This window comes from Frankia alni ACN14a, from assembly GCF_000058485.1.
GTDB lineage: Bacteria > Actinomycetota > Actinomycetes > Frankiales > Frankiaceae > Frankia > Frankia alni.
This window is the reverse complement of sequence record NC_008278.1, coordinates 5349810-5372259: the sequence shown is the minus strand read 5'-3', so window position 1 is coordinate 5372259 and position 22450 is coordinate 5349810. Positions and strand designations below refer to the sequence as shown.

The following is a 22450-nucleotide window of genomic DNA, read 5'->3' as shown; positions in this document are numbered from 1 at the left end:
GGCCCGCATGCCCGACTGCACTCGGGCGCGCGCGTCCCGGAGTCGTCGTCGCTGTCCGGGCCGTCGGCCGCCTCCAGCGAGCGTGCTCGTGGCACTGGCACTGAATCTGGCACTGAGTCTGGCGCTCGCGCTGGCCGGCTGTGCCCCGGGTGGCGGGGCGCCGGGTGGTGGTCAGGCTTCCTCGTCGGCCGCCGAAGGCGCGGCGAGGGCGGGCGTCGAGGACGCGGCCGGCCGGCCGCCCTACGTCGGTCCGGTGGCGGCGCCGGCGGGGGAGGGGTTCTACCGCCCGCCCGCGCCACTGCCCGCCGGGCGCCCCGGGGACGTCCTGTGGTCGCGTCCCGTGCCGGCGGCGGGGTCGTTCGCCACGGCCGGGGCGCGGGTGACCCAGGTGCTGTACCTGTCCGCCGGGGCGCTCGGCAGGCCGATCGCGGTCAGCGGCACCGTGCTCGTCCCCGCCCACCCGGCCGGTGACGCGCCGATCCTCGGCTACGCCCCCGGCACCCAGGGGCTCGGCGACGACTGCGCGGCGTCGAAGGGACTCGCCGTGGGCGTCAACCTCGCCGTCGGGGCGATCACCCAGGCACTGGCCCGGGGCTGGATCGTCGCCGTGCCCGACTACGAGGGCCTCGGCACCCCGGGCGAGCACACCTACGTCGTCGGACCGGCCGAGGGACACGCGCTGCTCGACATCGTGCGGGCCACCCCCCGGGTCGTGGGGGTCGCCGCCGCGGTACCCCGGCGCGTCGGGCTGACCGGCTACTCGCAGGGCGGGGGAGCCGCGGTGTGGGCGGCGCAGCTCGCTCCCGCCTATGCGCCTGACCTGGACCTGCGCGGGGTCGCCGCCGGTGGCGTGCCGGCCGACCTGGTGGCGGTCGGACGCGCCCTGGACGGCCGGGGCGCCGCCGGGCTCGGTCTCGCGGCCGCGGTCGGCCTCGACGCGGCCTACCCGGAGCTGCGGCTGGACGCGCTGCTGACCGCGTCCGGGCGCGGCGTGTTCGCCGCCGTCCGCACCGCCTGCTCGCTCGCCCTGGTCACCGGGTTCGCCGGCAGGCGGATCGCCGACCTGACGACCGCCGATCCGATGACGCTGCCGCGCTGGCGGGCCCGGCTGGCCGAGAACACCCTGGGACGGGTGGCGCCCCGGGTCCCGGCCTACCTCTACCACGCCACCTCGGACAGCCTGGTGGCGTTCGACCAGGCGGCGCGCCTGCGGACGCAGTACTGCGCCCGGCGGGTCGCGGTGACCTGGGCTCCCTTCCCCGGCGACCACATCGACGGCGTGGGGCGCACGCAGGACGCGCTGCGGTTCCTCGCCGACCGCTTCGCCGGCCTCCCGACGCGCGGGAACTGCTGACCCGTGCACCGCCCTACACCGCTGTACACCGCCGCACATCATCGCGCGCCGCACGTCGCCGGACGCCATTCTTCGACCATTTCTTCGAAGCGCCCCGCGGCGATTATGGGAAATGGTTGTCGCCGTTCGGGGGATTCGTGATCTGCTCTCCGTCCATCGTCCCGGCGGTTATCCACAGCCTTCCTGGTGACACTGGCTGGCGGGTCGATTCTGTTGGATTCTCGGTTCATGACCTTCTCCCACTCGGCCTCGACCCCGCCGACCCGACCCGTCGTCCGCCGCTACGCCGGGCTCGACCCCGCCGTCGCGCTGGCCCGCCGGCAGGGCGGGGTGATCACCTTCCGGCAGGCGATGTCCGCCGGCCTGACCCGCGGTCAGCTCCGCCAGCTCGTCCAGTCCGATCAGTGGAGCCACCCCGTTCGCGGCGCCTTCGTCGTCCCGGTCGCCCCCCTGTGGGAGGACGTCGCCGGCCCCGGCGACGAGCGGCCGTGCTCGGGTTGGGTGCCGCAGCCGGTGCCCGGCGGCGCGGTCCCGGGGGTGTTCGCGCCGCCTCCCTTTCCGCTGTCGGCGCGCGTGCGGGCGGCACTCGTCGGCCGTCCGCACGCGGTCGTCTGCAACATCACCGCCGCCCGGCTGCTCGGTCTTTCCGGTGCGGAGCCGGAGAGTCCCGCCGAGCCCGTGCACCTGCTGCTGCCGCCCCGGCTCACGCGGGCGCAGCCGCGGGGAATCCGGCTGCATTTCACCGAACTCGGCGCCGGTGAGCAGATCGACGTGGCCGGGATTCCCGTCACCTCGCCGGCGCGCACCGTCGCCGATCTCGTGCTCGCCGCGCCCAACCGGGAGGCCGCCGTCACCGAGATGGACGCCGCCCTGCGCAGCGGGGTCGTGCGGAACCTGCGGGCGGCCCGCGAGGCGGCGGCCGGGCGCCGGGGCTTCCGGCAGACGCAGGGCTGGTGGGACCTGGCCGACGGGAGGGCGGAGTCGGCCCTCGAGACCCGGCTGCGGCTGCTGCTCGCCGACGCGGGGCTCGCGCCGCCCCAGCTGCAGTGGCCGGTCCAGGACGGCGGCCAGTCGATCGCGAAGCTCGACCTCGCCTGGCCGGAGCACCGGCTCGACGTCGAGGCCGACACCGCCACCGCGGCGAGCTCCGCCGAGGTTTTCCACCTGGAGCGGCTGCGCGGCAACCTGCTCGCCGCCCGGCGGTGGGCGGTGCTGCGGTTCAGTGAACTGGACGTCGCCTGGTACCCGGAGCGGATCGTCGCCGCCGTCGACCGGTTCCTCGACTCGCCCGCGGCGTGGGACCTGGAGCAACGCCGCGCCTCGTGAGCATCGCCACCATCCGGACAAAGGCGTGCAAGGACTTGTGACAGGAAGTACATTCCAAGCCGTCCGGGCCTCCCACGCCTACGATCCGGAACATGAGCGTTCCCCCGGCCGGGCTGTCGCTGGCCGCAGACTTTCCGGAGGCCACCCGCGCCGAGTGGCAGCAGCTCGTCCTGGGCGTCCTGCGCAAGTCCGGCGTGGCGACCGAGTCGAGCGCCGCCGGCGAAGTCGAGGAACTACTGGCCACGCGGACCTATGACGGCCCGCTGATCCGCCCGCTCTACACCGCCGACGACCTGCCTGCCGGCGGGGTGGGCCTGCCGGGCCTCGCGCCGTTCGTGCGGGGCGGTCGGCCCCAGGGTGCGGGCCCCACCGGCTGGGACGTCCGCGCCCTGCACGCCGGTCCCGACGCGAAGCCCGCCGCCGACGCCGTTCTCGCCGACCTGGAGAACGGCGTCACGTCGCTGTGGCTGCGCCTCGGCTCCGGCGGGCTGGCGATCGACGCCCTGGCCACGGTGCTCGGCGAGGTCTACCTCGACCTCGCCCCCGTGGTCCTCGACGCCGGCGCGCAGACCCGGTCCGCGGCGGAGGAGCTCTTCCGTCTCGCCGCCGCCCGCGGCGTGCCCGGCTCGCAGCTCGCCGGCAGCCTCGGCGCCGATCCGATCGGCCTGGCCGCGCGGGCGGGCCTGCCGGCGGACGGGCCGGCGGGGCTGGCCGAGGCGGCGGCCCTCGCGGCGCGCTGCGTGGCCGAGTTCCCGAACGTGCGCGCGCTCGTCGTCGACGCCCAGCCCTACCACCGCGCGGGCGGCAGTGACGCCGAGGAGCTCGGCGCGTCGCTGGCGACCGGCGTCGCCTACCTGCGCGCGCTCACCGACGCGGGGCTGAGCCTGCCCGAGGCCCTCGGGCAGCTCGAGTTCCGCTACGCGGTCACCGCCGACCAGTTCTCCTCCATCGCGAAGCTGCGCGCGGCGCGCCGGTTGTGGTCCCGGGTCGCGCAGGTGTGTGGGGCCGAGCCGGCCGAGCGCGCCCAGCGCCAGCACGCGGTCACCTCGGCGGCGATGATGACCCGCCGCGATCCCTGGGTGAACATGCTGCGCACGACCCTGGCCTGCTTCGGCGCCGGCGTCGGCGGCGCGGACGCGGTGACGGTCCTGCCGTTCGACACCCGCCTCGGCGTGCCCGACGACTTCTCCCGGCGGATCGCCCGCAACACCCAGACCCTCCTGCAGGAGGAGTCGAGCCTGATCCGCGTGATCGATCCGGCCGGCGGCTCGTGGTTCGTGGAGTCGCTGACCGCCGAGCTCGCCGAGGCCGCCTGGGCCTGGTTCACCGAGATCGAGCGGGCCGGCGGGATCGTCGCCGCCCTGGGCTCCGGTCTCGTCGCCGAGCGGATCGCGGCCACCTGGGCGAAGCGCGCCGAGGCGATCGCCCACCGGCGCGACCCCCTCACCGGCGTCAGCGAGTTCCCGAACCTGGCCGAGATCCTGCCCGAGCGCGCCGCGGCCCCGGCCGAGGAGCGTCCCACCGTCGACGGGACGCCCGGCCTGCCCGAAATCCACTACGACGCCGACTTCGAGGCGCTGCGCTCGCGTGCCGACACCCACGCCGAGGCGGCCGCCCGCCCGGTGGTGTTCCTGGCCGCCCTCGGCAGCGCCGCGGCGTCGACCGCCCGCGCCACGTTCGCCGCGAACCTGTTCCAGGCGGGCGGCTTCGAGACCCCGACGTCCGGCCCGGGCACCGACCCGGCCGCCATCGCGGCGGCCTTCGCCGCGTCCGGCGCCGCGGTGGCCTGCCTCTGCTCGGGCGACAAGGTGTACGCCGAGCACGCCGCACCGGTGGCCCGGGCGCTGCGCGACGCGGGCGCCCGCCAGGTGTGGCTCGCCGGTCAGCCCGGCTCGCGCGCCCAGGCCGACGCCGAGGCGGGGATCGACGGGTACGTCTTCACAGGATGCAATGCGGTCGCCGTGCTGCAGGCGACGCAGGCCGAGGCGGGAGTGCGCTGATGTCCGTGGACAGCTCGAACCGGCGCGCCGGCGCCATCCCGGACTTCTCCCAGGTGGAGCTCGGCGACCCGCCCGCCGGCGCGGACACGCCCGAGGCCGAGTGGCGCACCGCGCTGGAGTCGGCGACCGGCAAGGACGTCGACGCCCTGACCTGGGACACCCCCGAGGGCATCGCGGTCAAGCCGCTCTACACCGCCGGCGACACCGCGCAGCTCGACTTCCTGCGCACCTACCCGGGCATCGCGCCGTTCCTGCGCGGGCCGTACCCGGCGATGTACGTCACCCAGCCGTGGACGATCCGCCAGTACGCCGGGTTCTCCACCGCGGCGGCGTCGAACGCGTTCTACCGGCGCAACCTCGCCGCCGGCCAGAAGGGCCTGTCGGTCGCCTTCGACCTGCCGACCCACCGCGGCTACGACTCCGACCACCCGCGGGTCACCGGCGACGTCGGCATGGCCGGCGTGGCCATCGACTCCATTCTCGACATGCGCCAGCTGTTCGACGGCATCCCGCTGGACCGGATGAGCGTGTCGATGACCATGAACGGCGCGGTGCTGCCGGTGCTCGCGCTCTACATCGTCGCGGCCGAGGAGCAGGGGGTGGCCCCGGAGCAGCTCGCCGGGACCATCCAGAACGACATCCTCAAGGAGTTCATGGTCCGCAACACCTACATCTACCCGCCGCAGCCGTCGATGCAGATCATCTCGGACATCTTCTCGTACACCTCGCAGAAGATGCCGAAGTTCAACTCGATCTCCATCTCCGGCTACCACATGCAGGAGGCCGGCGCGACGGCCGACCTGGAGCTCGCCTACACCCTCGCCGACGGCGTCGAGTACATCCGCGCCGGCCTGGGCGCGGGCCTGGCGATCGACGCGTTCGCCCCGCGACTGTCGTTCTTCTGGGCGATCGGCATGAACTTCTTCATGGAGGTCGCGAAGCTGCGGGCGGCCCGGCTGCTGTGGGCGCGGCTGGTCAACCAGTTCTCGCCGACGAGTGCGAAGTCGCTGTCGCTGCGCACCCACTCGCAGACCTCCGGCTGGTCGCTGACCGCCCAGGACGTGTTCAACAACGTGGTGCGCACCTGCGTCGAGGCGATGGCCGCCACCCAGGGCCACACCCAGTCGCTGCACACCAACGCCCTCGACGAGGCGCTCGCGCTGCCCACCGACTTCTCCGCCCGCATCGCCCGCAACACCCAGCTGCTGCTGCAGCAGGAGTCCGGCACCACCCGGGTGATCGACCCGTGGGGCGGCAGCCACTACGTCGAGCGGCTCACCTACGATCTGGCCCGCAAGGCGTGGGGGCACATCAGCGAGGTCGAGGCCTCCGGTGGCATGGCGCAGGCCATCGACGCCGGCATCCCCAAGATGCGCATCGAGGAGGCCGCCGCGCGCACCCAGGCGCGCATCGACGCCGGCCGCCAGCCGCTCATCGGGGTGAACAAGTACCGCGTCGACGCCGACGAGGCGATCGAGGTGCTCAAGGTCGACAACTCGGCGGTGCGCACCGAGCAGATCGACAAGCTGCGCCGGCTGCGTGCCGAGCGTGATCCGGCGGCGGTCGAGGCGGCGCTGCACGCGCTCACCGCCGCCGCCGACGCCGCCCGCGACGGTCGTCGCGGTCCGGGCCTGGAGCAGAACCTGCTGGCGCTGGCCGTCGACGCGGCGCGTGCCAAGGCGACGGTCGGCGAGATCTCCGACGCCCTGGAGAAGGTCTACGGGCGCCACTCCGGCCAGATCCGTACCATTTCCGGGGTGTACCGGGACGAGGCGGGACCCGCCGGAAACGTCGCCGCCGCCCGCGAGGCCGCCGCCGAGTTCGAGCGTGCCGAGGGCCGCCGTCCGCGCATCCTCGTCGCGAAGATGGGCCAGGACGGCCACGACCGCGGCCAGAAGGTCATCGCCAGCGCCTTCGCCGACATCGGCTTCGACGTCGACGTCGGCCCGCTGTTCCAGACGCCCGCCGAGGTCGCCCGCCAGGCGATCGAGGCGGACGTCCAGATCGTCGGCGTGTCCTCGCTGGCCGCCGGGCACCTCACCCTGGTGCCGGCGCTGCGCGAGGAGCTCGCCGCGCTCGACCGGTCCGACATCCTCATCGTGGTCGGCGGGGTCATCCCCCCCGGCGACTTCGACGAGCTGCGGGCCGCCGGGGCGGCGGCGATCTTCCCGCCGGGGACGGTCATCGCGGACGCGGCGCTGGAGCTGCTCGCCACCCTGTCGGCGCAGCTCGGCCACTCCGCCGCCTAGGCGGCCCGAGCTGTGGCATCCCAGGCAACGGCATCGCCGGCATCGTGAACCGGCGCATTGATCTGACCGAGTACGCGGACGGCGTGCTGGCCTCGTCGCGGACCTGGATCGCGCGGGCCATCACGCTGGTCGAGTCCAGCCGGCCGGACCACCGGGAGCTCGCCCAGCAGCTGCTGGTGACGCTGCTCCCGCACGCCGGCAAGGCGCGCCGCGTCGGGATCACCGGCGTGCCGGGTGTCGGCAAGTCGACGTTCATCGACGCGCTGGGCACCACCCTGACCGGGCGGGGCCACCAGGTGGCGGTGCTCGCCGTCGACCCGTCGTCGACGCGGACGGGCGGCAGCATTCTCGGCGACAAGACCCGGATGGCCGCGCTGTCGGTGGACCCGGCGGCGTTCATCCGGCCGTCGCCGACCGCGGGCACCCTCGGCGGGGTCGCGAAGGCCACCCGGGAGGCGATGGTGGTCATGGAGGCGGCCGGCTACGACGTCGTCATGGTCGAGACGGTCGGCGTCGGCCAGTCGGAGACGACGGTGGCCGACATGGTCGACACCTTCCTGTTCCTGACCCTGGCCCGCACCGGCGACCAGCTCCAGGGAATCAAGAAGGGTGTGCTGGAACTCGCCGACGTCATCGCGGTGAACAAGGCCGACGGCCCGCACGAGCTCGACGCCCGCCGCGCGGCCCGCGAGCTGGCCGGGGCGCTGCGGATGCTGCAGGGCTCCTCGGGGCCGCGCGACTGGAACACCCCGGTGCTCACCTGCAGCGCCGCCGAGCGCACCGGCCTGGACACCGTCTGGGCGCAGGTGGTCAAGCACCAGGACACCCTCGACGCCTCCGGTGAGCTCGCCGCCCGCCGCCGGCGCCAGCAGGTGGACTGGACCTGGGCGATGGTCCACGACCGGCTGCTCGCCGAGCTGCGGGCGCACCCGCGCGTCCGGGAGATCACGCCTGACCTCGAACGCCGCGTCCGCGACGGCACGCTCACCCCCGCCCTCGCCGCCGACGCGATCCTCACCGCCTTCGGCGAACCCGCGCCACCCTCCGGCACTGGGCAATAACTCCTCCCGCATTCTCCCGCCGCCTCGCGGTTCGCTTTGGTCCCGGTTCCTTATTGTCTTGACTGTCTTGCACCGGACACGAAAATTGCCTGGTCAAGCGTCTACGATGATCGCACCAGCTAGAAGGGCGAGAGCTCCGGCGGTTGGGGGCGGCTCGTGCGTCCCGGAGCGCCTCGGTGATCGTGTGGGTTTCAGGAGTCGCGGTGGGTTATCAGCTAGGCATCGATATTGGATCCGCGAACACGATCGTTGCGGTCGCGGACGGCGGCTGGCCCCGCGTGCTCGAACTCGGCGGGCAGCGGCGGTTGCCGTCGGTGGTGTTCGCGCCGCCGGGAGGCGGCCTGCAGTTCGCCCGCGCGGCGGCCCGGCGCGCCCAGGGCGATCCGGACCGGTCCGCGACCGACCTGCTGCGCCGGCTCGGTGACGGTGGTCCGGTCCTGCTCGGCGGCGCCGCCTACAGCCGCGAGGGTCTGCTCGCCCGCCTGGTCGCCCATCTCGTCGCCCTGGCGGTCGATCAGCTCGGCGGGCCCCCGAACCAGGTGGTGGTGACCTTCCCGTCGTTCTGGTCCCCGGGCCGGCGGGAGACCTTCACCGAGGCGATCACCCAGCTCTCCGGGCTGGAACTGCCGGTCGTGGCCCTGCCCGCCGCCGACGCGATGGGGACGCTGCTCGCCCGCAGTTCGGTGACCCAGACGGTCGACCTCGTCGGCTGGTACGACCTCGGCGCGGGCTTCCTCGACGCCGCGATCCTCTCCTTCTCCCCGTTCGGGTTCCAGGTCGTCGGTGCGCCGGCGGGGCTGCGTCACGGCGCCGGGCTCGACCTCGACGAGCTGCTGGTGGACCGGGTGCTCGCCGCGGCCGGTGCCGCGCCCGCGCGCCTCGACCGGGCCGACGCCGCCACCCGCACCGCGCTCGCCCGCCTGCGCCGCGAGGCCGCGCAGGCCAAGGAGATCCTCGCCGAGGAGGACGAGGTCGACCTGGCGGTGGAGCTGCCCGGCATCGACGCCACGGTCACGCTGACCCGCGGCGAGCTGGAGACGCTCGCCGGCCCGACCGTCGACGACACCGTCGAGACCTTCCGTCGGGCGTTGCGCTCGGTGCCGGCGGGTCCCGCCGACCTCTCCCGCATCCTGCTCTCCGGTGGGGTGGCGCACCTGCCGCTGGTGCTGCGCCGGCTGCGTGCCGCCTTCCCGGAGATCGGCCGGATCGAGCACCGCTCGGACGCGGACGTGGCGATGGGCGCGGCGCTGATCGCCGCCGACCTGGCGGATCGTTCCGCGCGGGCCGGTGGGGCGTTGTTCGGCGCGGCTGCCGCAGCCGGGGCCGTCGAGGAGCCGTACGACGTCACCGCGGTCATTCGTCCGCCGGATGCGTCCAGCCTCACGTCGTTGCCGCCGTTCCTCTCCGGGGTCGGGACGCCGCCGCCGGGAGCCGCCGCCGGGAGCGGCGGGTCCCCCGACGTGAGCGGAGTGACGGTCGCCGCCGGCCCGCTGGGCGCGGGCGGCAGCGGTGCGCCGGCTCGGGCGGGCGCCGATGCCCATGCCCCCGATGCCTATGACCCTGGTGCCTATGACCCCGGTGCCTATGCCGCCGCCGCGAGCACCGCCGACATCGGTCTGCTTCCCGCCGGCGCGGCAGGTCCGCCCGCGGGTGGCGTCGCGGATGCCGGGGGGTCGCACCGTGCCGCCGGGGGAGGCCGTGCCGCCGGGGGTGGCCGTGCCGCCGGGGGCGGCGGGGGAGACGGCGCTGCCGGGGGAGGCGGCGGGATCTTCGGGTCCCGTCGGGTCATGGTGGCCGCGGCGATCATCGTCGTCCTGTTCGTCGCCATCGGGACGACCGCCGGAGTCGTGCTCACGGGGCGCGACTCGGGTTCGGGCGGGGCCTCCGTCGCCGCGGTCGGGGCCTTCCCGACCACGGATCCGATTCCGCCGTCGTCCAGCCCCTCCGCCGCGCCGCCGCCCGCCGCGAACCTCGTCCGGGTCGCGGGCTCCTCCGAGGTCGCTCCCATCACCGAGACCGCCTACAACGAGTTCCGTCAGACCCAGCGCAACGTCACCGTCAGCATCGAGGCGACCAGCACCGAGGACGGTTTCGCGGCCCTGTGCAGCGGTAAGGCCGAACTCGCCGACGCCTCCTTCGAGCTCACCCCGCAAACCGCCAAGGATCCCGGCTGCGCGAAGAAGGTCGTCGGGTTCGAGGTCGCGCACCACACCCTGCCGATCGTGGTCAACCCGCAGAACACCTGGCTGCACTGCCTCAACCTCAAGCAGGTCAAGCAGATCTGGGGCGCCGACTCGTCGGTGACCCGGTGGAACCAGATCGACAGCTCGTTCCCGGATGAACCGATCGCGTTCGTCGGCCCGCCCCACAACTCGGTGCAGGCGGAGGTCTTCAACGCGACCATCAGTGACGCCAGCGACCGCTCTCGCGCCTACAAGCAGGCGGACCTGAGCGGGGTCGCCAACGACGTGGCCGGTGACCGGTCGGCCATCGGTTTCCTGGACTACCCCACCTACGAGACGTTCGGCGCCAGGCTGCGCGGGGTGGAGATCAACAATGGTGAGGGGTGCGTGGCGCCGACCGCGGTGGCCGTCGGCACGGGGCTTTACCTGCCGCTGTGCAAGCCGCTGTTCGTCTACGCTCGCACCGACGCGCTGCGCCAGCCGGCGACCGCCGCCTTCCTGCGCTACTTCCTCGAGAACGGTCGCAAGATCGCCTTCGACGCGCACTACGTGCCCCGCAGCGACGACACGGTCGGGGAGAACGTCGCCAGGCTGGAGAAGCTGACGACGGGGGTGGGACCGGTGCCCGCCTGAGGGTGCCCGCCTGACGGCGCCCGGCGGCGTCAGGCGACTGAGTGGGTGACGGTCAGCCTCCGGTCAGCGTGGTGCTCGTGATGGTGAGAGTCCCCAGGACTGAGCCGCATCGATTGCTCCTGACCACGGAGGGCGCGAACACCGTCTTGGTATCGCGCGGCGAGGAGCAGGGCAAGCACGTTGCGTGACTGTGGTGCGGTGTCGGATCGAGCCGACCGAGCGCTGCGGCTGTGTGGCAATCCAGCCTTGGTGGGGCAGTGGTCCGGTCCGCCTCGAAACCAGGGCCTTCGATCACCGGCGGTGGCGAGGACGGACCAGTAGGTCGGCGACGCCCTGGGGCGGTCTGGCGGGAGGCTGCGCCGCATCTCGGCGACTTCTCGCTCTCGGGGACTCCTGAGCAGGCCCTCGGCGCGAGGCCGACTTCATACCACGGGGGATGAGGGTGGGGCTGGATCCCTGGCCTGCCGGGACGAGTCCGGCCGTCGGGGCGGGCGAGCGGTGCGCGGGGTAGGCCCTCGAGACACGCTGTCGTTGCTGTACGTCATTAAGTAGCTACTCAGAGTGATAGCTTGCGCGACGTGCCCCCGCGGATCATCCGTCGCGGTTCCGCTGCTGGGGCGCTCCGGCCTCACACCAGGGGAGTAGTTCCATTGCGTAAGTCATCGCTGTTTCTTCTGAGCGCAGCCGCCGCGGCGGCCGCGCTTCTCGGCACCGCGCTACCGGCCAGTGCCGCGACCGCCGACACTGTGGTGACCCTGACCCTCACCGGAGGGGCCGTGAACATCACGGCCCCGGCCACCGCCACCCTCAGCGGAACGATCGGCACGACGCCTGTCACCGGATCCCTCGGGGTCGTCACGGTCACCGACACCCAGGGCATCGAAGCGCCCTCCTGGGTGGCTAGTGTCGCCGCCACCGACTTCACCGCGGCGGGAGGCATCGCCGCGATCCCGGTCACGAACATCCACTACGCGCCGGGAACGGTGACCCGCGTGAACAACGCGGGGACCGCGACCGACGTCGACTTCGTCACCGCCGGCACTCCGGTGGAGACGGTGACGGGCACCGGCGGTCCCGGCATCAACTCGGCGTCATGGAACCCGACGCTGACGGTGGACATCCCGCCCACCGCCGTCGCCGGCACCAACTACACCGCCACGATCACCCACTCCACGGTGCCGTGATCGGGGCTTCGGGATGAACAGAGGCACCCTTCTCGGTGCCATGGCGGTGATGGTCGGGATGCTCGTTCCGACCATCACCGCTCCTGCCGTGTCAGCCGCGCCCCGCAGTGGGACCGTCAACTCCGACGGGACGTTCGGGATCAGGCTGGGCGAGGTCACCGCGTCGCTGTGGAAGGACCCCCGGGCCAGGCAGTACATCGTCGACCACCTCAACCCGGGTGCCACGATGCGCCGCCAGGTGGAGGTCGTGAACAACACTGACGGGCCGATGCGGATCGAGCTCTACCCGGGCGCCGCGAGCCTCGGCGGGAGCTCGTTCCACTTCGCCGAGGGGCGCAAGCCCAACGAGCTGACCACCTGGGTCAGCCTGGACCGCAGTGCGATCGAGGTCGGCGCGCACTCTCGGCAGAAGGCTGAGGTCACCGTCGCCGTCCCCCGCGACGCCTCGCCGGGCGAGCACTACGGCGTGCTCTGGGCGCAGGCGGGCAGCGGGGCGCCGGAGGGCAGTGGCTTCCAGATGGTCAACCGGGTCGGGATCCGGATGTACCTGGACATCGGCCCCGGCGGGCCGCCCGCCGCCGGCTTCACCATCGCCGCACTCACCGCGAGCCGCCTGCTCGACGGGCGACTGGCGGTCGGTACCGAGATCCACAACACCGGTGGTCGGGCCCTGGACATGTCCGGCGATCTCATGTTGACCAAGGGTCCCGGCGGCCTGCGGGCCGGACCGTTCCCGGCGAACCTCGGGACGACGATCGCCCCCGGGGAGGTCAGCCCGGTCTCGTTCGCCCTCGACGGGCAGATACCGGCCGGGCCGTGGACCGCCACGGTGAAGCTGCACAGCGGGCTGGTCGAGCGGACCGCCACGGCGGTGATCCGCTTTCCCGACCGTCGCGGCGCCTCCGAACGGGTCCGCGTGAGTGGCGCCTCCACCCGCCAGGTCGCGGTCACCTCCGCGATCGTCACCGGCGGGTCGCTGGTCGGCGTCGGGACGTTGGTCATGCTCGCGCGGCGGTGGCGCCGACGCCGGTCTGCCTCCTGATCCGCGGTCGGCAGGTGATCAGCTCGCGCAGGCGTCGGACCAGGGGATGCCGGGGACGAGCCGGCTCCACTCGGTCCGACTCGGCGCTGCCCCCGGCTTCGCGCAGGCGCGTTGCCGCAGCCGCTGCGGGTCCACCGTCCCGAGCAGGATCGTGCCCCTGTCGGTGGTGAGCGCGACGGTCCCGGTGGTGCTCGTGCTCATCGCCCGCACCGGCGAGTCCAGCGTGCCCACCGGGATCAGGGCGGGCCCGGTGGCGGCGAGGTTCGAGTAGGCGACGCTGCCGGCGCTGTCCGCGCTCAGGAGCTGGTCGTCGGTGGCGAAGGCGACGGTGGTCACGGGCGCGGCGTGCCCGGGCAGGCGATGCACGACGCGCGGACGGTTCGGATCGGTGACGTCCGACACCTGCAGGTTCCGGTCGTCGCCCCCGGTCGCCAGCAGCGTGCCGTCCGGGCTGAACGCCACCGTGTTGACGGCCCCGGTGTGGCCCGGCACCGAGCCCATCTGCGTGGGACTGCGCGGGTCGCGCACGTTCCACAGCTGGACTGTGCCACCCACTCCGGCGATGGCGAGCACGGCCCCGTCGGGTCGCAGCGCCACCCCGGTGACCGGCCCGGACCGCCCGATCAGCAGTTGCAGAGAGGTGGGCCGGGAGGGGTCGGTGACGTCCCACAGCCCGACCGACCAGTCGACGCCGGCCGTGGCGAGCAGATGAGCCCTGGTGGACAGGGCCAGGCGGTGCACCGGCGTTGACTGGGTACCGAGCGCGCCGAGCGGGCGCGGCCTCGCCGGGTCGCTGACGTCCCACAGCCGGCCGGCGTCGGTGGCCCCTCCGGTGGCCAGTGTCCGGCCGCCGCCGTCGAAGACCACCCCGCTGGCGTGGTCGTCGGCCGAGCCCTGCGCGGCGACGGTCGGCCGACCCTCGCCGTCGAGGCGCCACAGGTGCAGGCGGCCGGCGTCGTCGGTACCGGCGAGCGCCGTGCCGTCCGCGCTGAGGGCGAGATCGGAGTACGCCGCCGCGCCGGCGGGTACCCGCACCGCGGTCGACTGGCCGAACGAGGCGATCAGCGAGTCACGGGCGGCGGCAGTCGGAGCGACCGCGTACGCCGCGAGGCTGAGCCGGGCGGCGAGTTGCGGATCCTGGGCGCGACGCGCGGCGGCGTCGGTGGCCAGCCGTGCCGACGCGGCCGCCCGCTCGGCCGGGTTCGGCGCGCCGGGCCCGTCGCCGCCTCCCAGGACGAGGACCGGAATCGCGACCGCCGCAGCGAGCAGGACCACGAAGGCGGCGGCGAGCACGAGCGTGCGGGGACGGCGCCGGCGCGGACCGGGCTGCGCGTCACCCGCCGCACCCCCCGGTGGCGCGTAGGCGTCGCCCGGCCCCTGCGCCCGAGGCGGAACCGACCCGGGCGAGGAGGCGGACGGCGCCGCCGACGGCACCGAACCCGACACTGCGCCGGGCGACACTGCGCCTGGGGGTAGGCCACCGGGCGGTGGGTTGCCGGGCGGTGGGGTGCGGGACGGGACCGGAGGCGGGGAGGCCAGCGGCGCCGGCGACATCTGGGTCGCCGGCATCGCCCCGGCCGGCGGACCGCCGCCGGCAGTGGGCGGCGGCACCGCCGTCGCGGGTCGTCCGCCGAACGAGCCGGCCGGGGCATCCGTGGCTGCCCCGCCCGGTGCCGCGTGGGGCGCGACCGACCTGCCAGATCCGGATGCGCCGGCAGAGCCGGTGAACCGTCCCGGCGCGCTGCGTCCCGCCGCGCCCTCGGAGCCGGTCACGCTGCCGGCACCGGCGGTGCCGGGTGGCTGCACCGGCGGCGTGGAGGTCGCGGTGTCCCGGCCACGCCGGCCCCACCGTCGGGGCTGAGCGGCAGCGGCGTCGGCCGGCTCGTCCGGCGTCGTCACCGGCGTCGGCCGGGCGGGCAGCGCCCCGCCGCCGATCAGCGCCGTGCGCAGCTCCTCGGCGCTCGGTCGGGCGCCGGCCTCCTTCGCCATCGCGACCTCGATGAGGCCGCGCAGTTCCCCGCTGACGCCGTCGAGCCGGGGCGGCTCGTTGATGATCCGGTAGAGGATCGCCTCCATCCGGCCGGTGCCGAACGGCGGCTGCCCGGTCGCGGCGAAGACCATGACCGCGCCCCAGGAGAAGATGTCGACGGCCGAGGTGATCGGCGCGTCGAGGATCTGCTCGGGCGACATGTATCCGGGCGTACCGATGGCCTGGCGCACGTTCCGGCTGAGCTCGGTGTCCGCGTTGAACTCGCGGGCCAGCCCGAAGTCGATCACCTTCGGGCCGACCGGGGACAGCAGCACGTTGCCGGGGGTGAGGTCCCTGTGCACGATTCCGGCGGCGTGGATCGCGCTGAGCGCGGTGGTGACGCTGACGGCGAGCTGCTCGAGGTCGGCGGGCCGCATCGGGCCCCGGACCGACACGTGCCGGGACAGCGTCGGGCCCTCGACGAACTCGGTCACGAGGTACGGCTGCGGGCCGTGGGGGTCGGCGTCGAGCACGGCCGCGGTGGTGAACCGGCGCACCCGGCGCGCGCTTTCGGCCTCCCGGGCGAACCGGGCACGGAACTCGGGGCGCTGCGCGAGTTCCGGCCGGATCACCTTGATGGCCACCGCGGTTCCGTCGGGGGCCCGGCCGAGGAACACCGTGCCCATCCCACCCTGGCCGAGCCGACCGACCACCTGGTAGGTGCCGAGGCGGCGGGGATCCTCGGGCTGCAGCGGGCGCGCCGTGTTCCCGGACAACGGCGGTGGTGTCGTCCCCGTCACCGTGCCCCACTCCCGCGGGGCCGCCTCGGCCCCGCATGCCCCGCCCCGCAATCACGGCACGCCGGCCTCGGCGTCCGTCTGACCCCATGTTCATACCAGGTGATGATGTAAGTGCAGCGTCTCCGGATCAGACCAACATTGGCGTCTTCACGACGCCGGGCCGCGATCGGGACGGTTAGGCCGGTTTCACGGGCGGAACGCCGGCTGTCAGGTTCTGCACGATGGCGATGTTGTCACGCACCGTGGCGTCGTCGCGGGCGATGTAGTGCGCCTGGGACGTGATCTCCTTCTGGTTCTCCAGGTAGTACCGCAGGAAGGCGGCCACCGCCGGCTTGCGCAGCGACGCCCTGTTCGCGTAGAGGTACAGCGGCTTGCACAGCGGCATGTACATGCCGGTGCCGGCGGTGAGCGCGTTCGGCTCGACGCAGCCGCCGCCGGAGTCGAGCTTGATGGCGCGCACGGCCCGGTTCGTCGTCAGGAAGTTCGAGTAGTCCATGAAGGCGATGGCGCCGCGGTCGCCGTCGACCCGGGCCGGGATCTCGTCGAGTTCCCGGGTCTCGTAGGCGCGGGTGTTCGTCGAACTGCCGGTCATGCTGGCGAGGAACACCTTGGCATGGACGGTCGATGCCGCGGGACCGATGGGTGACAGCGGGACGTTCGGGAAGCTGGGATCGACCTGGTTCCAGCTGGTGACCGTCGAGTCCCGCGCCCAGATGCGGCCGACCTGCGCCGTGGTCAGGCACTGCACCCAGGTGTTCTGCCTGCTCACCACGATGGGCAGCAGGTGGTGGGCGATCTCGAAGCCGGCGACCCGGGCCCCGCAGGCCTTGTCGGGCAGCGCGTAGGAGGCTCCGACGATGTCCGCCCGGCCGGCGCAGACCTGCTGGAACCCGTCGTCCGTGTCGGTGCTGCCGACGCGGACGGTGACGCCCTTCGTCGACTCGCGGAACAGGGTGTACGCAGTCCCGGTGATCGCGGCCACCTCCGCCGACCCCGTCGTGATCACCGCATTGGGGTCGACGGCTCCGCCGCCGGCGCCCGTCCCGCCGGCGCCCGTCCCGCCGGGAAGAGCCCCGCCGGCACCTGCCCCGGTGGAGCCCTTCCCGCCGACGATTCCGGCTGCCCGTTCGGCCGCGCGCATGGAGTCGGCGGGTAGGTGGGGATGTTGATCGACCGTCGAGCGGGGCAGCGTGGCGGCGGTCACCGAGGTGTCGTCGCCCCCGCCGGTCAGCACCAGGCCGAGCGTGACGCTTCCGGCGATGAACACGGCCAGCGCCAGCACGCCCGCCAGGAGTCGTCGCCTCGGCCGGCCGCCCGCCGACCAGCGCCGACGCACGCCGGCCGGGGAGGCGGCGGCGCCCTCGCCCGACGCCGGTGCCGCGATCCCGCGCGGGCCGGCCGACGCCGTCGGGCCGCCGGATCCCGCCCAGCCGCCCGGCGTGGCCGGATCCGGTGAACCGGGACCGTTCGCAGTCCCGGCCGCACCCCCGACGACGGCACCCCCACCCAGCGACGCACCCCCGCCCAGCGACGCACCCCCGGGCACCGACGCACCCCCGGGCACCGACCCGCGGGACGCGCCATCGCCGACGGCCCGCGAGTCAGCCTGCCCCGACGACTCCAGCGTCGGCGGCGGGGTGTGCCCGACGGGCGGCACGCTCGGCGGCGGGGTCGTCGCGAAGGCGGCCGGGCCGAGCAGGACCGTCTCCGAGCTCGCCGGCTCGGCCACGGCGTCGCGAGCGGCAAGCAGCGCCGCGCCGAGGGCGAACTCGCCGTCGTGGCGGATCTCCAGTCGGCCCACGTCCGGGAACTGCTCGCCGAGCAACCGGCCGACCAGCGGGATGCGCGCCCCCGGTCCGTAGACGGCGAGCAGGCCGAGCGGGCCGGCGTCGTTCGTCGCGGCGCGCACCGCCCGGGCCAGCGCGCGGACCGAGTCGTCGAGCAACGGCCGGACGAGCGACTCGTACTCCTCCCGACTGACCTGAACGACGGTGGTCGTGTCGCCGGTGGGCACGGAGACGTCGACGAACGTCTCCTCGGTCAGGACCTCCCGGGCCTCGGCGCAGGCCGCGCCGAGGCGGGCGCCGTCGGCCGAGGCCCGCGGGCCGCCGCGCAGTCGCTCGCCCGCGTCGCCGACCAGCCGGGCGACGTGGGCGTAGAGCAGATCGTCGAGCATCGAGGTCGACACGTCGGCAAGCCCGACCGGCGAACCGACGGCCACGTGGCCGCCGGCCGTCGCGGTGAAGACCGCCGCCTCGAACCAGTGCGAGCCGAGCTGGTAGGTCGCCGCACCGCGCCCGTCGGCCACGGGAGTGGTCTGGGAGAACAGGGCGGCCGTCGCCTCCGTGGAGCTGCGGGCGAGGACGGGCGCGGTGGTCTCCAGGCGGGCGAGCGCGTCCGCGAGCCCCTCCTGCCGGCGCGCCGGCCAGGACGCCGGGCTGGTCACGACGACCAGCTCCGGCGGTTCACCCCGCTGGGCGGTGGCCGTGCGGATCACCGCATCGAGGAAGCGGGCGAGCAGTGCAGCGGCGGTGTAGCCGATGCCGCCGACGAGGATCGGCGTCGAGTCGCCGAGCCAGTGCACGAAGCCGTCGGCGGTCCGCTCCGGCTGGCCGGCCCGCAGCCGGACGGCCGAGCGCCCCACGCGCACCGCGCCGTCGGCGGCGAGATGGAGCACGGTCGGAATCTGCGGCTCGCCTTCGAGGGCGAGGGCGGACGGCCAGCCGTTCTCCGCGATGGCGGCCGTCGAGACGTCGACTCCGGGACTGATGCCGAGCTGGTATCGCACGCGTTCCCCCGAGGTGCCGTTCTGCTTACCCCGGCCCAATCCCCCGTCTGCGCCGAAGCGTGGCACGATCATAACCGTCCACACCCGGCGGATCGCCGGTAGCACGGGACTGATCGCTCTACGATACGAACTGGATGCCGGGCCGCGCCCGGCGCGCCCTGACCCGGGAGGCCGCGTGCTCCGCCGTGCCGCGAAGTTCGAGGTGACGCTGAACCCCACCGCGCAGTCCCTGCTCGCTCCGATGTCCGCCGAGCCTCGCCAGTTCCTGCTGGACCGGGCCCTGGACGAGTTCGTCGCGGACCTCGGCGCGCTGGACGAGGCGGCCGAGGCCATGGTGCCGGGCGCCGCCCGCCCGCGCATCGACACCGCCATCGACGCGGCCGCGCCCGCGGTGGTCGACGGCACCCTGCTCGTCTCCGGCCAGGAGGTGATGCAGACCTGGGAGGCACCGCTGATGCGGGCGCTGGCCCAGGCGGTCACGACGCCGGGGGGAACGGTGCTGGAGATCGGGTTCGGTCTCGGGCTGTCCGCCGGGTTCGTGCAGGAGGTCGGGCCCGCCCGTCACGTCATCGTGGAGGCGAACCCGCAGACCGCCGCGGTCGCCGAGCAGTGGGCGCGGGCCGCCGGCCGGCGTGGCGTGGAGATCGTCACCGGGCGCTGGCAGGACGCCCTCGCCGAGCTCGGCCGGTTCGACGGCGTCCTGTTCGACACCTATCCCATGGACGAGGCCGAGGTCGACGAGTACGTCATGCGCGACGCGACCTTCGCCGAGCACTTCTTCGCACCGGCCGCGTCGGCCCTGACCGGCGGCGGCGCGTTCACCTACTACTCCAACGAGATCGACTCGGTCTCCCGGCGACACCAGCGCGCGCTGCTGCGCCACTTCCGCACGTTCGCGGTCGAGATCGTCGACGGCCTGCGCCCACCCGAGGACTGCAGCTACTGGTGGGCGCCCTCGATGGCCGTCATCGTGGCCCGTGGCCCGCGCCGGTCCTGATCCGCGCCGGTCCTGATCCGCGCCGCGTGCCGTCAGGCGGGCTGGTGTTCCGGCCGGTGACCGCCGCGGACCGCGTCGTCGCGGATCTTGCCGACCAGTTCCTCGAGGATGTCCTCCAGCGCGACGAGTCCCAGCACCGAGCCCTGCGCGTCGGTGACCCGGGCGAGATGGGCGCCCGACTGCTGCATCGTCGCGAGCGCCGTGCGCAGGCTGTCCTCGGCGCCGACATGGGCGAGCGGCCGGATCCACTTCGCCGCCACCGGGCTCGACCGCCGCTCGGGGCGGGTCTCCAGCACGTCCTTCAGATGCAGGTAGCCGGTCATCCCGCCACCGTCCTGCACGGGGAAACGAGTGAACCCGGTGCGCGCGGCGAGCCGTTCGACCTCACGAGGAGTGATCGTCGGCGGAACCGTGACCAGTCCGTCCGGTGCGAGCAGCACGGCGCGCGCCGTGCGCTCCTCGAACGACAGGGCGCCCGTCAGCAGCTCGTGCTCGTCCTCGGCGAGCAGGCCCTCCCGATGCGACTCCTCGATGAGGCCGGCCACCTCGTCACGGGTGAAGACGCTGGCCACCTCGTCCTTCGGCTCGACGCCGACGACGCGCAGCGACATGCCCGCCACCGCGTTCAGCAGCATGATCACCGGCTTGCCCAGCCGGACGACGCCGACCAGCAGCGGAGCCAGCAGCAGCACGGCCCGATCCGGCAGGGCGAGCGCGATGTTCTTGGGCACCATCTCGCCGACGACCACGTGCAGGAAGGTCACGAGGGCGAGCGCGATCGCGAAGGACACCGGGTGCAGCAGCGCCGAGGGCAGCCCGGCCGCCGAGAAGGGGCCGTGCAGGAGGTCCGCGATCGCCGGTTCGCCGAGTGCGCCCAGCCCGAGGGTGCAGACGGTGACACCGAGCTGCGCGCCGGCGAGCATCAGCGAGACGTTCTCCATCGCGCCGAGGGTGATCCTCGCCAGCCGGGAACCGGCCTGCGCCATCGGCTCGATACTCGTCCTCCGGGCGGAGATCAGTGCGAACTCGGCGCCGACGAACAGCGCGTTGAGCACCAGCAGCAGGATCGTGGCGGCGATCGCCAGCAGGCCGTTCATCGTTGCGCCGTCCGTCCGACCGCCTCGGGTGCGCCGCCCCCGGCCGGCTGGCGTGGCCCGCCGCCGGGCGTCCGAGAGCCGGAGCCGCCGCCACGCTCGCGCGGGCCGGTGGACCGCTCGCGCTGCCCCCCGGACCGCTCACGATCCCGGGTCCCGGCCGGCCGGTGCGCCGTGACCGGGTCGTCCGCCATGGTGACCCCCCTCGGCGCCACCGGCTCCAGCCGGATGCGGTCCACCCGCCGGCCGTCCATCCGCTCGACGGTGTAGCGGACCCCCTCGACCGCCGCCGCGTCCCCCGCCCGGGGGATGCGGCCCAGCGCGCGGGCCACCAGACCGCCGAGCGTCTGGTACGTGTCGTCGGTCGGGATCGCGATCCCGGTGACGTTGCTCGCCTCCTCCGGACGCAGCAGGCCGGACAGCAGCCAGCTACCGTCGTGCCGGCGCAGGGCCCGGGGGGAGACCCGGTCGTGCTCGTCGACGACGTCGCCGACGATCTCCTCGATCAGATCCTCGGCGGTGACCAGACCGTCCGTGCCGCCGAACTCGTCGACGACGATGGCCATCTGCAGCCCGCCGGCCCGCAGCGTCTCCAGCAGCGGCTCCAGCAACAGCGTGGAGGGGACCGTGACCGGCGCGACCATGGCCTCACGCACCGGGGTGCGCTCGCGGTCGTCCTCGGGGACGCCGACCGCGTTCTTGATGTGGATCACTCCCACGACGTCGTCGCTGTCCGCGCCGAGCACCGGGAACCGGGAGTGGCCGGTTCGCCGGGTGAGGGTGATGACCTCGCTGATCGGCTCGTCGGCGTGCACCGTGCGCATCCGCATCCGCGGAGTCATGACGTCCTCGGCGGTCCGGTCCCCGAACAGCAGCGAGCGCTGCACCAGCGTCGCCGTCTCCTGCGACAGGGTGCCGTGCTCCGCGGACCGCCCCACCAGCGAGAACAGTTCCTGGGCGGAGCGGGCCGAGGCCAGCTCCTCCTGCGGTTCGATGCCGAGGCGGCGCAGCACGGCGTTCGCGGTCGCGTTCAGGAAGCGAATCAGCAGCCCCGTGGCCCGGGTGAACATCCGCTGCGGCCCCTGCACGGCCTTGGCCGTGGCGAGTGGATGGGCCAACGCCAGGTTCTTCGGGACGAGTTCGCCGAACACCATCGTTACGGTGGTGGCGAGCACCATCGCGACCACCACGGACAGCGCGCCGGCCAGCCCGTCGGAGGCGCCGAGCGAGGTCAGCGGCCCGCGCAGCAGGTCGGCGATGGCAGGCTCGGTCAGGAAACCGATCGCCAGGTTCGTCACCGTGATCCCGAGCTGGGCGCCGGACAGCTGGGTGGACAGGCCGCGCAGCGCGGCGAGCACGCCCCGGGCGCCCCGCTCACCCCGGTCGGCGGCCCGCTGCACCGACGGCCGGTCGGCGGTGACGAGGGCGAACTCGGCGGCCACGAAGATCCCGCAGGTGGCGACGAGGGCCAGGCCCAGTACCAGGAGAAGCGCCTCGATCATCGGTCGACCCCCGCGGGCGCTTCTGCACGCGTGGGCCGGCCGGAACTACATCCGGCGTCGTCGGAGTCCTTCATGATCCCTTCCGGTCGGTCCGGGTCGGCCCGTGCGCTGGCCTTACCCGCGTCACGCGGGTTCAACGCGCCGGGCAGCCCGTCCGTTTCACGATGACCTGTCGTCGCCGGACGGTCCAGACCTCGGGCGGCGTTCGGTAGAAGATCACTGTGTGGTCCCGCGGGCCGGGAGTCGGCCGACGCCTCACCGTCCGGCC

General features: G+C 74.0%; 13 protein-coding genes. 9 read left to right on the top strand and 4 right to left on the bottom strand.

Annotated features, from left to right (window positions below; genetic code table 11):
• Positions 1–88: 88 nt before the first annotated feature.
• The 8 genes from FRAAL_RS21605 to FRAAL_RS21570 all read left to right on the top strand — a co-directional run bounded on the left by FRAAL_RS21605 (position 89) and on the right by FRAAL_RS21570 (position 13032).
• The gene (locus FRAAL_RS21605) at positions 89–1354 is read left to right on the top strand and encodes a lipase family protein (RefSeq protein WP_011606067.1); all 1266 of its coding nucleotides are present in this window, start codon (positions 89–91) and stop codon (positions 1352–1354) included.
• Positions 1355–1582: 228 nt separating this feature from the next.
• Positions 1583–2680 (top strand): type IV toxin-antitoxin system AbiEi family antitoxin domain-containing protein, encoded by a 1098-nt coding sequence (locus FRAAL_RS21600; RefSeq protein WP_041939600.1) that lies wholly within the window; start codon positions 1583–1585, stop codon positions 2678–2680.
• A 92-nt stretch (positions 2681–2772) separates the two neighbouring features.
• Positions 2773–4680, top strand: a complete 1908-nt coding sequence (locus FRAAL_RS21595; protein WP_011606065.1) for a methylmalonyl-CoA mutase subunit beta — start codon at positions 2773–2775, stop codon at positions 4678–4680.
• Positions 4680–6929 (top strand): methylmalonyl-CoA mutase, encoded by a 2250-nt coding sequence (scpA, locus tag FRAAL_RS21590; protein ID WP_041939599.1) that lies wholly within the window; start codon positions 4680–4682, stop codon positions 6927–6929. The genes FRAAL_RS21595 and scpA overlap by 1 nt, the downstream gene beginning before the upstream one ends.
• Positions 6930–6970: 41 nt before the next feature.
• Positions 6971–7990, top strand: coding sequence for a methylmalonyl Co-A mutase-associated GTPase MeaB (gene meaB / locus FRAAL_RS21585; protein ID WP_041939598.1), 1020 nt, complete (start codon positions 6971–6973; stop codon positions 7988–7990).
• 203 nt (positions 7991–8193) lie between these two features.
• Entirely contained in the window at positions 8194–10806 is a 2613-nt protein-coding gene (locus FRAAL_RS21580; RefSeq protein WP_041939597.1) for an Hsp70 family protein, read from the top strand.
• Positions 10807–11456: 650 nt separating this feature from the next.
• Positions 11457–11990, top strand: coding sequence for a hypothetical protein (locus tag FRAAL_RS21575; RefSeq protein WP_011606059.1), 534 nt, complete (start codon positions 11457–11459; stop codon positions 11988–11990).
• A gap of 13 nt (positions 11991–12003) precedes the next feature.
• Complete coding sequence (locus FRAAL_RS21570; protein WP_011606058.1) at positions 12004–13032, top strand: hypothetical protein; 1029 nt, start codon at positions 12004–12006, stop codon at positions 13030–13032.
• Positions 13033–13050: 18 nt separating this feature from the next.
• Here the strand turns inward: FRAAL_RS21570 and FRAAL_RS21565 are convergent, their stop codons facing one another.
• Both FRAAL_RS21565 and FRAAL_RS21560 read right to left on the bottom strand, forming a co-directional pair.
• A complete protein-coding gene (locus FRAAL_RS21565; RefSeq protein WP_041939596.1) occupies positions 13051–15801 on the bottom strand; it encodes a WD40 repeat domain-containing serine/threonine protein kinase in 2751 nt (916 codons plus the stop codon).
• Positions 15802–15976: 175 nt separating this feature from the next.
• Complete coding sequence (locus tag FRAAL_RS21560) at positions 15977–18655, bottom strand: substrate-binding domain-containing protein (protein ID WP_231861178.1); 2679 nt, start codon at positions 18653–18655, stop codon at positions 15977–15979.
• A gap of 109 nt (positions 18656–18764) precedes the next feature.
• On the opposite strand from FRAAL_RS21560, the gene FRAAL_RS21555 reads away from it, so the two are divergent.
• Positions 18765–19586 carry a class I SAM-dependent methyltransferase gene (locus FRAAL_RS21555; RefSeq protein ID WP_041939595.1) on the top strand — a complete coding sequence of 274 codons (822 nt, stop codon included), beginning with the start codon at positions 18765–18767 and terminating at the stop codon, positions 19584–19586.
• 32 nt (positions 19587–19618) lie between these two features.
• Here FRAAL_RS21555 and FRAAL_RS21550 read toward each other — a convergent pair whose 3' ends face one another.
• Both FRAAL_RS21550 and FRAAL_RS21545 read right to left on the bottom strand, forming a co-directional pair.
• Positions 19619–20683 carry a hemolysin family protein gene (locus FRAAL_RS21550; protein ID WP_011606054.1) on the bottom strand — a complete coding sequence of 355 codons (1065 nt, stop codon included), beginning with the start codon at positions 20681–20683 and terminating at the stop codon, positions 19619–19621.
• Positions 20680–22182, bottom strand: coding sequence for a hemolysin family protein (locus FRAAL_RS21545; protein WP_011606053.1), 1503 nt, complete (start codon positions 22180–22182; stop codon positions 20680–20682). The genes FRAAL_RS21550 and FRAAL_RS21545 overlap by 4 nt, the downstream gene beginning before the upstream one ends.
• Positions 22183–22450: the final 268 nt, after the last annotated feature.

Bases quoted from the DNA above. Each gene is read 5' to 3' on its own strand.
- FRAAL_RS21550 (WP_011606054.1), bottom strand. From the start codon at position 20,683: ATGAACGGCCTGCTGGCGATCGCCGCCACGATCCTGCTGCTGGTGCTC.
- FRAAL_RS21570 (WP_011606058.1), top strand. From the start codon at position 12,004: ATGAACAGAGGCACCCTTCTCGGTGCCATGGCGGTGATGGTCGGGATG.
- scpA (WP_041939599.1), top strand. From the start codon at position 4,680: ATGTCCGTGGACAGCTCGAACCGGCGCGCCGGCGCCATCCCGGACTTC.
- FRAAL_RS21595 (WP_011606065.1), top strand. From the start codon at position 2,773: ATGAGCGTTCCCCCGGCCGGGCTGTCGCTGGCCGCAGACTTTCCGGAG.
- FRAAL_RS21545 (WP_011606053.1), bottom strand. From the start codon at position 22,182: ATGATCGAGGCGCTTCTCCTGGTACTGGGCCTGGCCCTCGTCGCCACC.
- FRAAL_RS21600 (WP_041939600.1), top strand. From the start codon at position 1,583: ATGACCTTCTCCCACTCGGCCTCGACCCCGCCGACCCGACCCGTCGTC.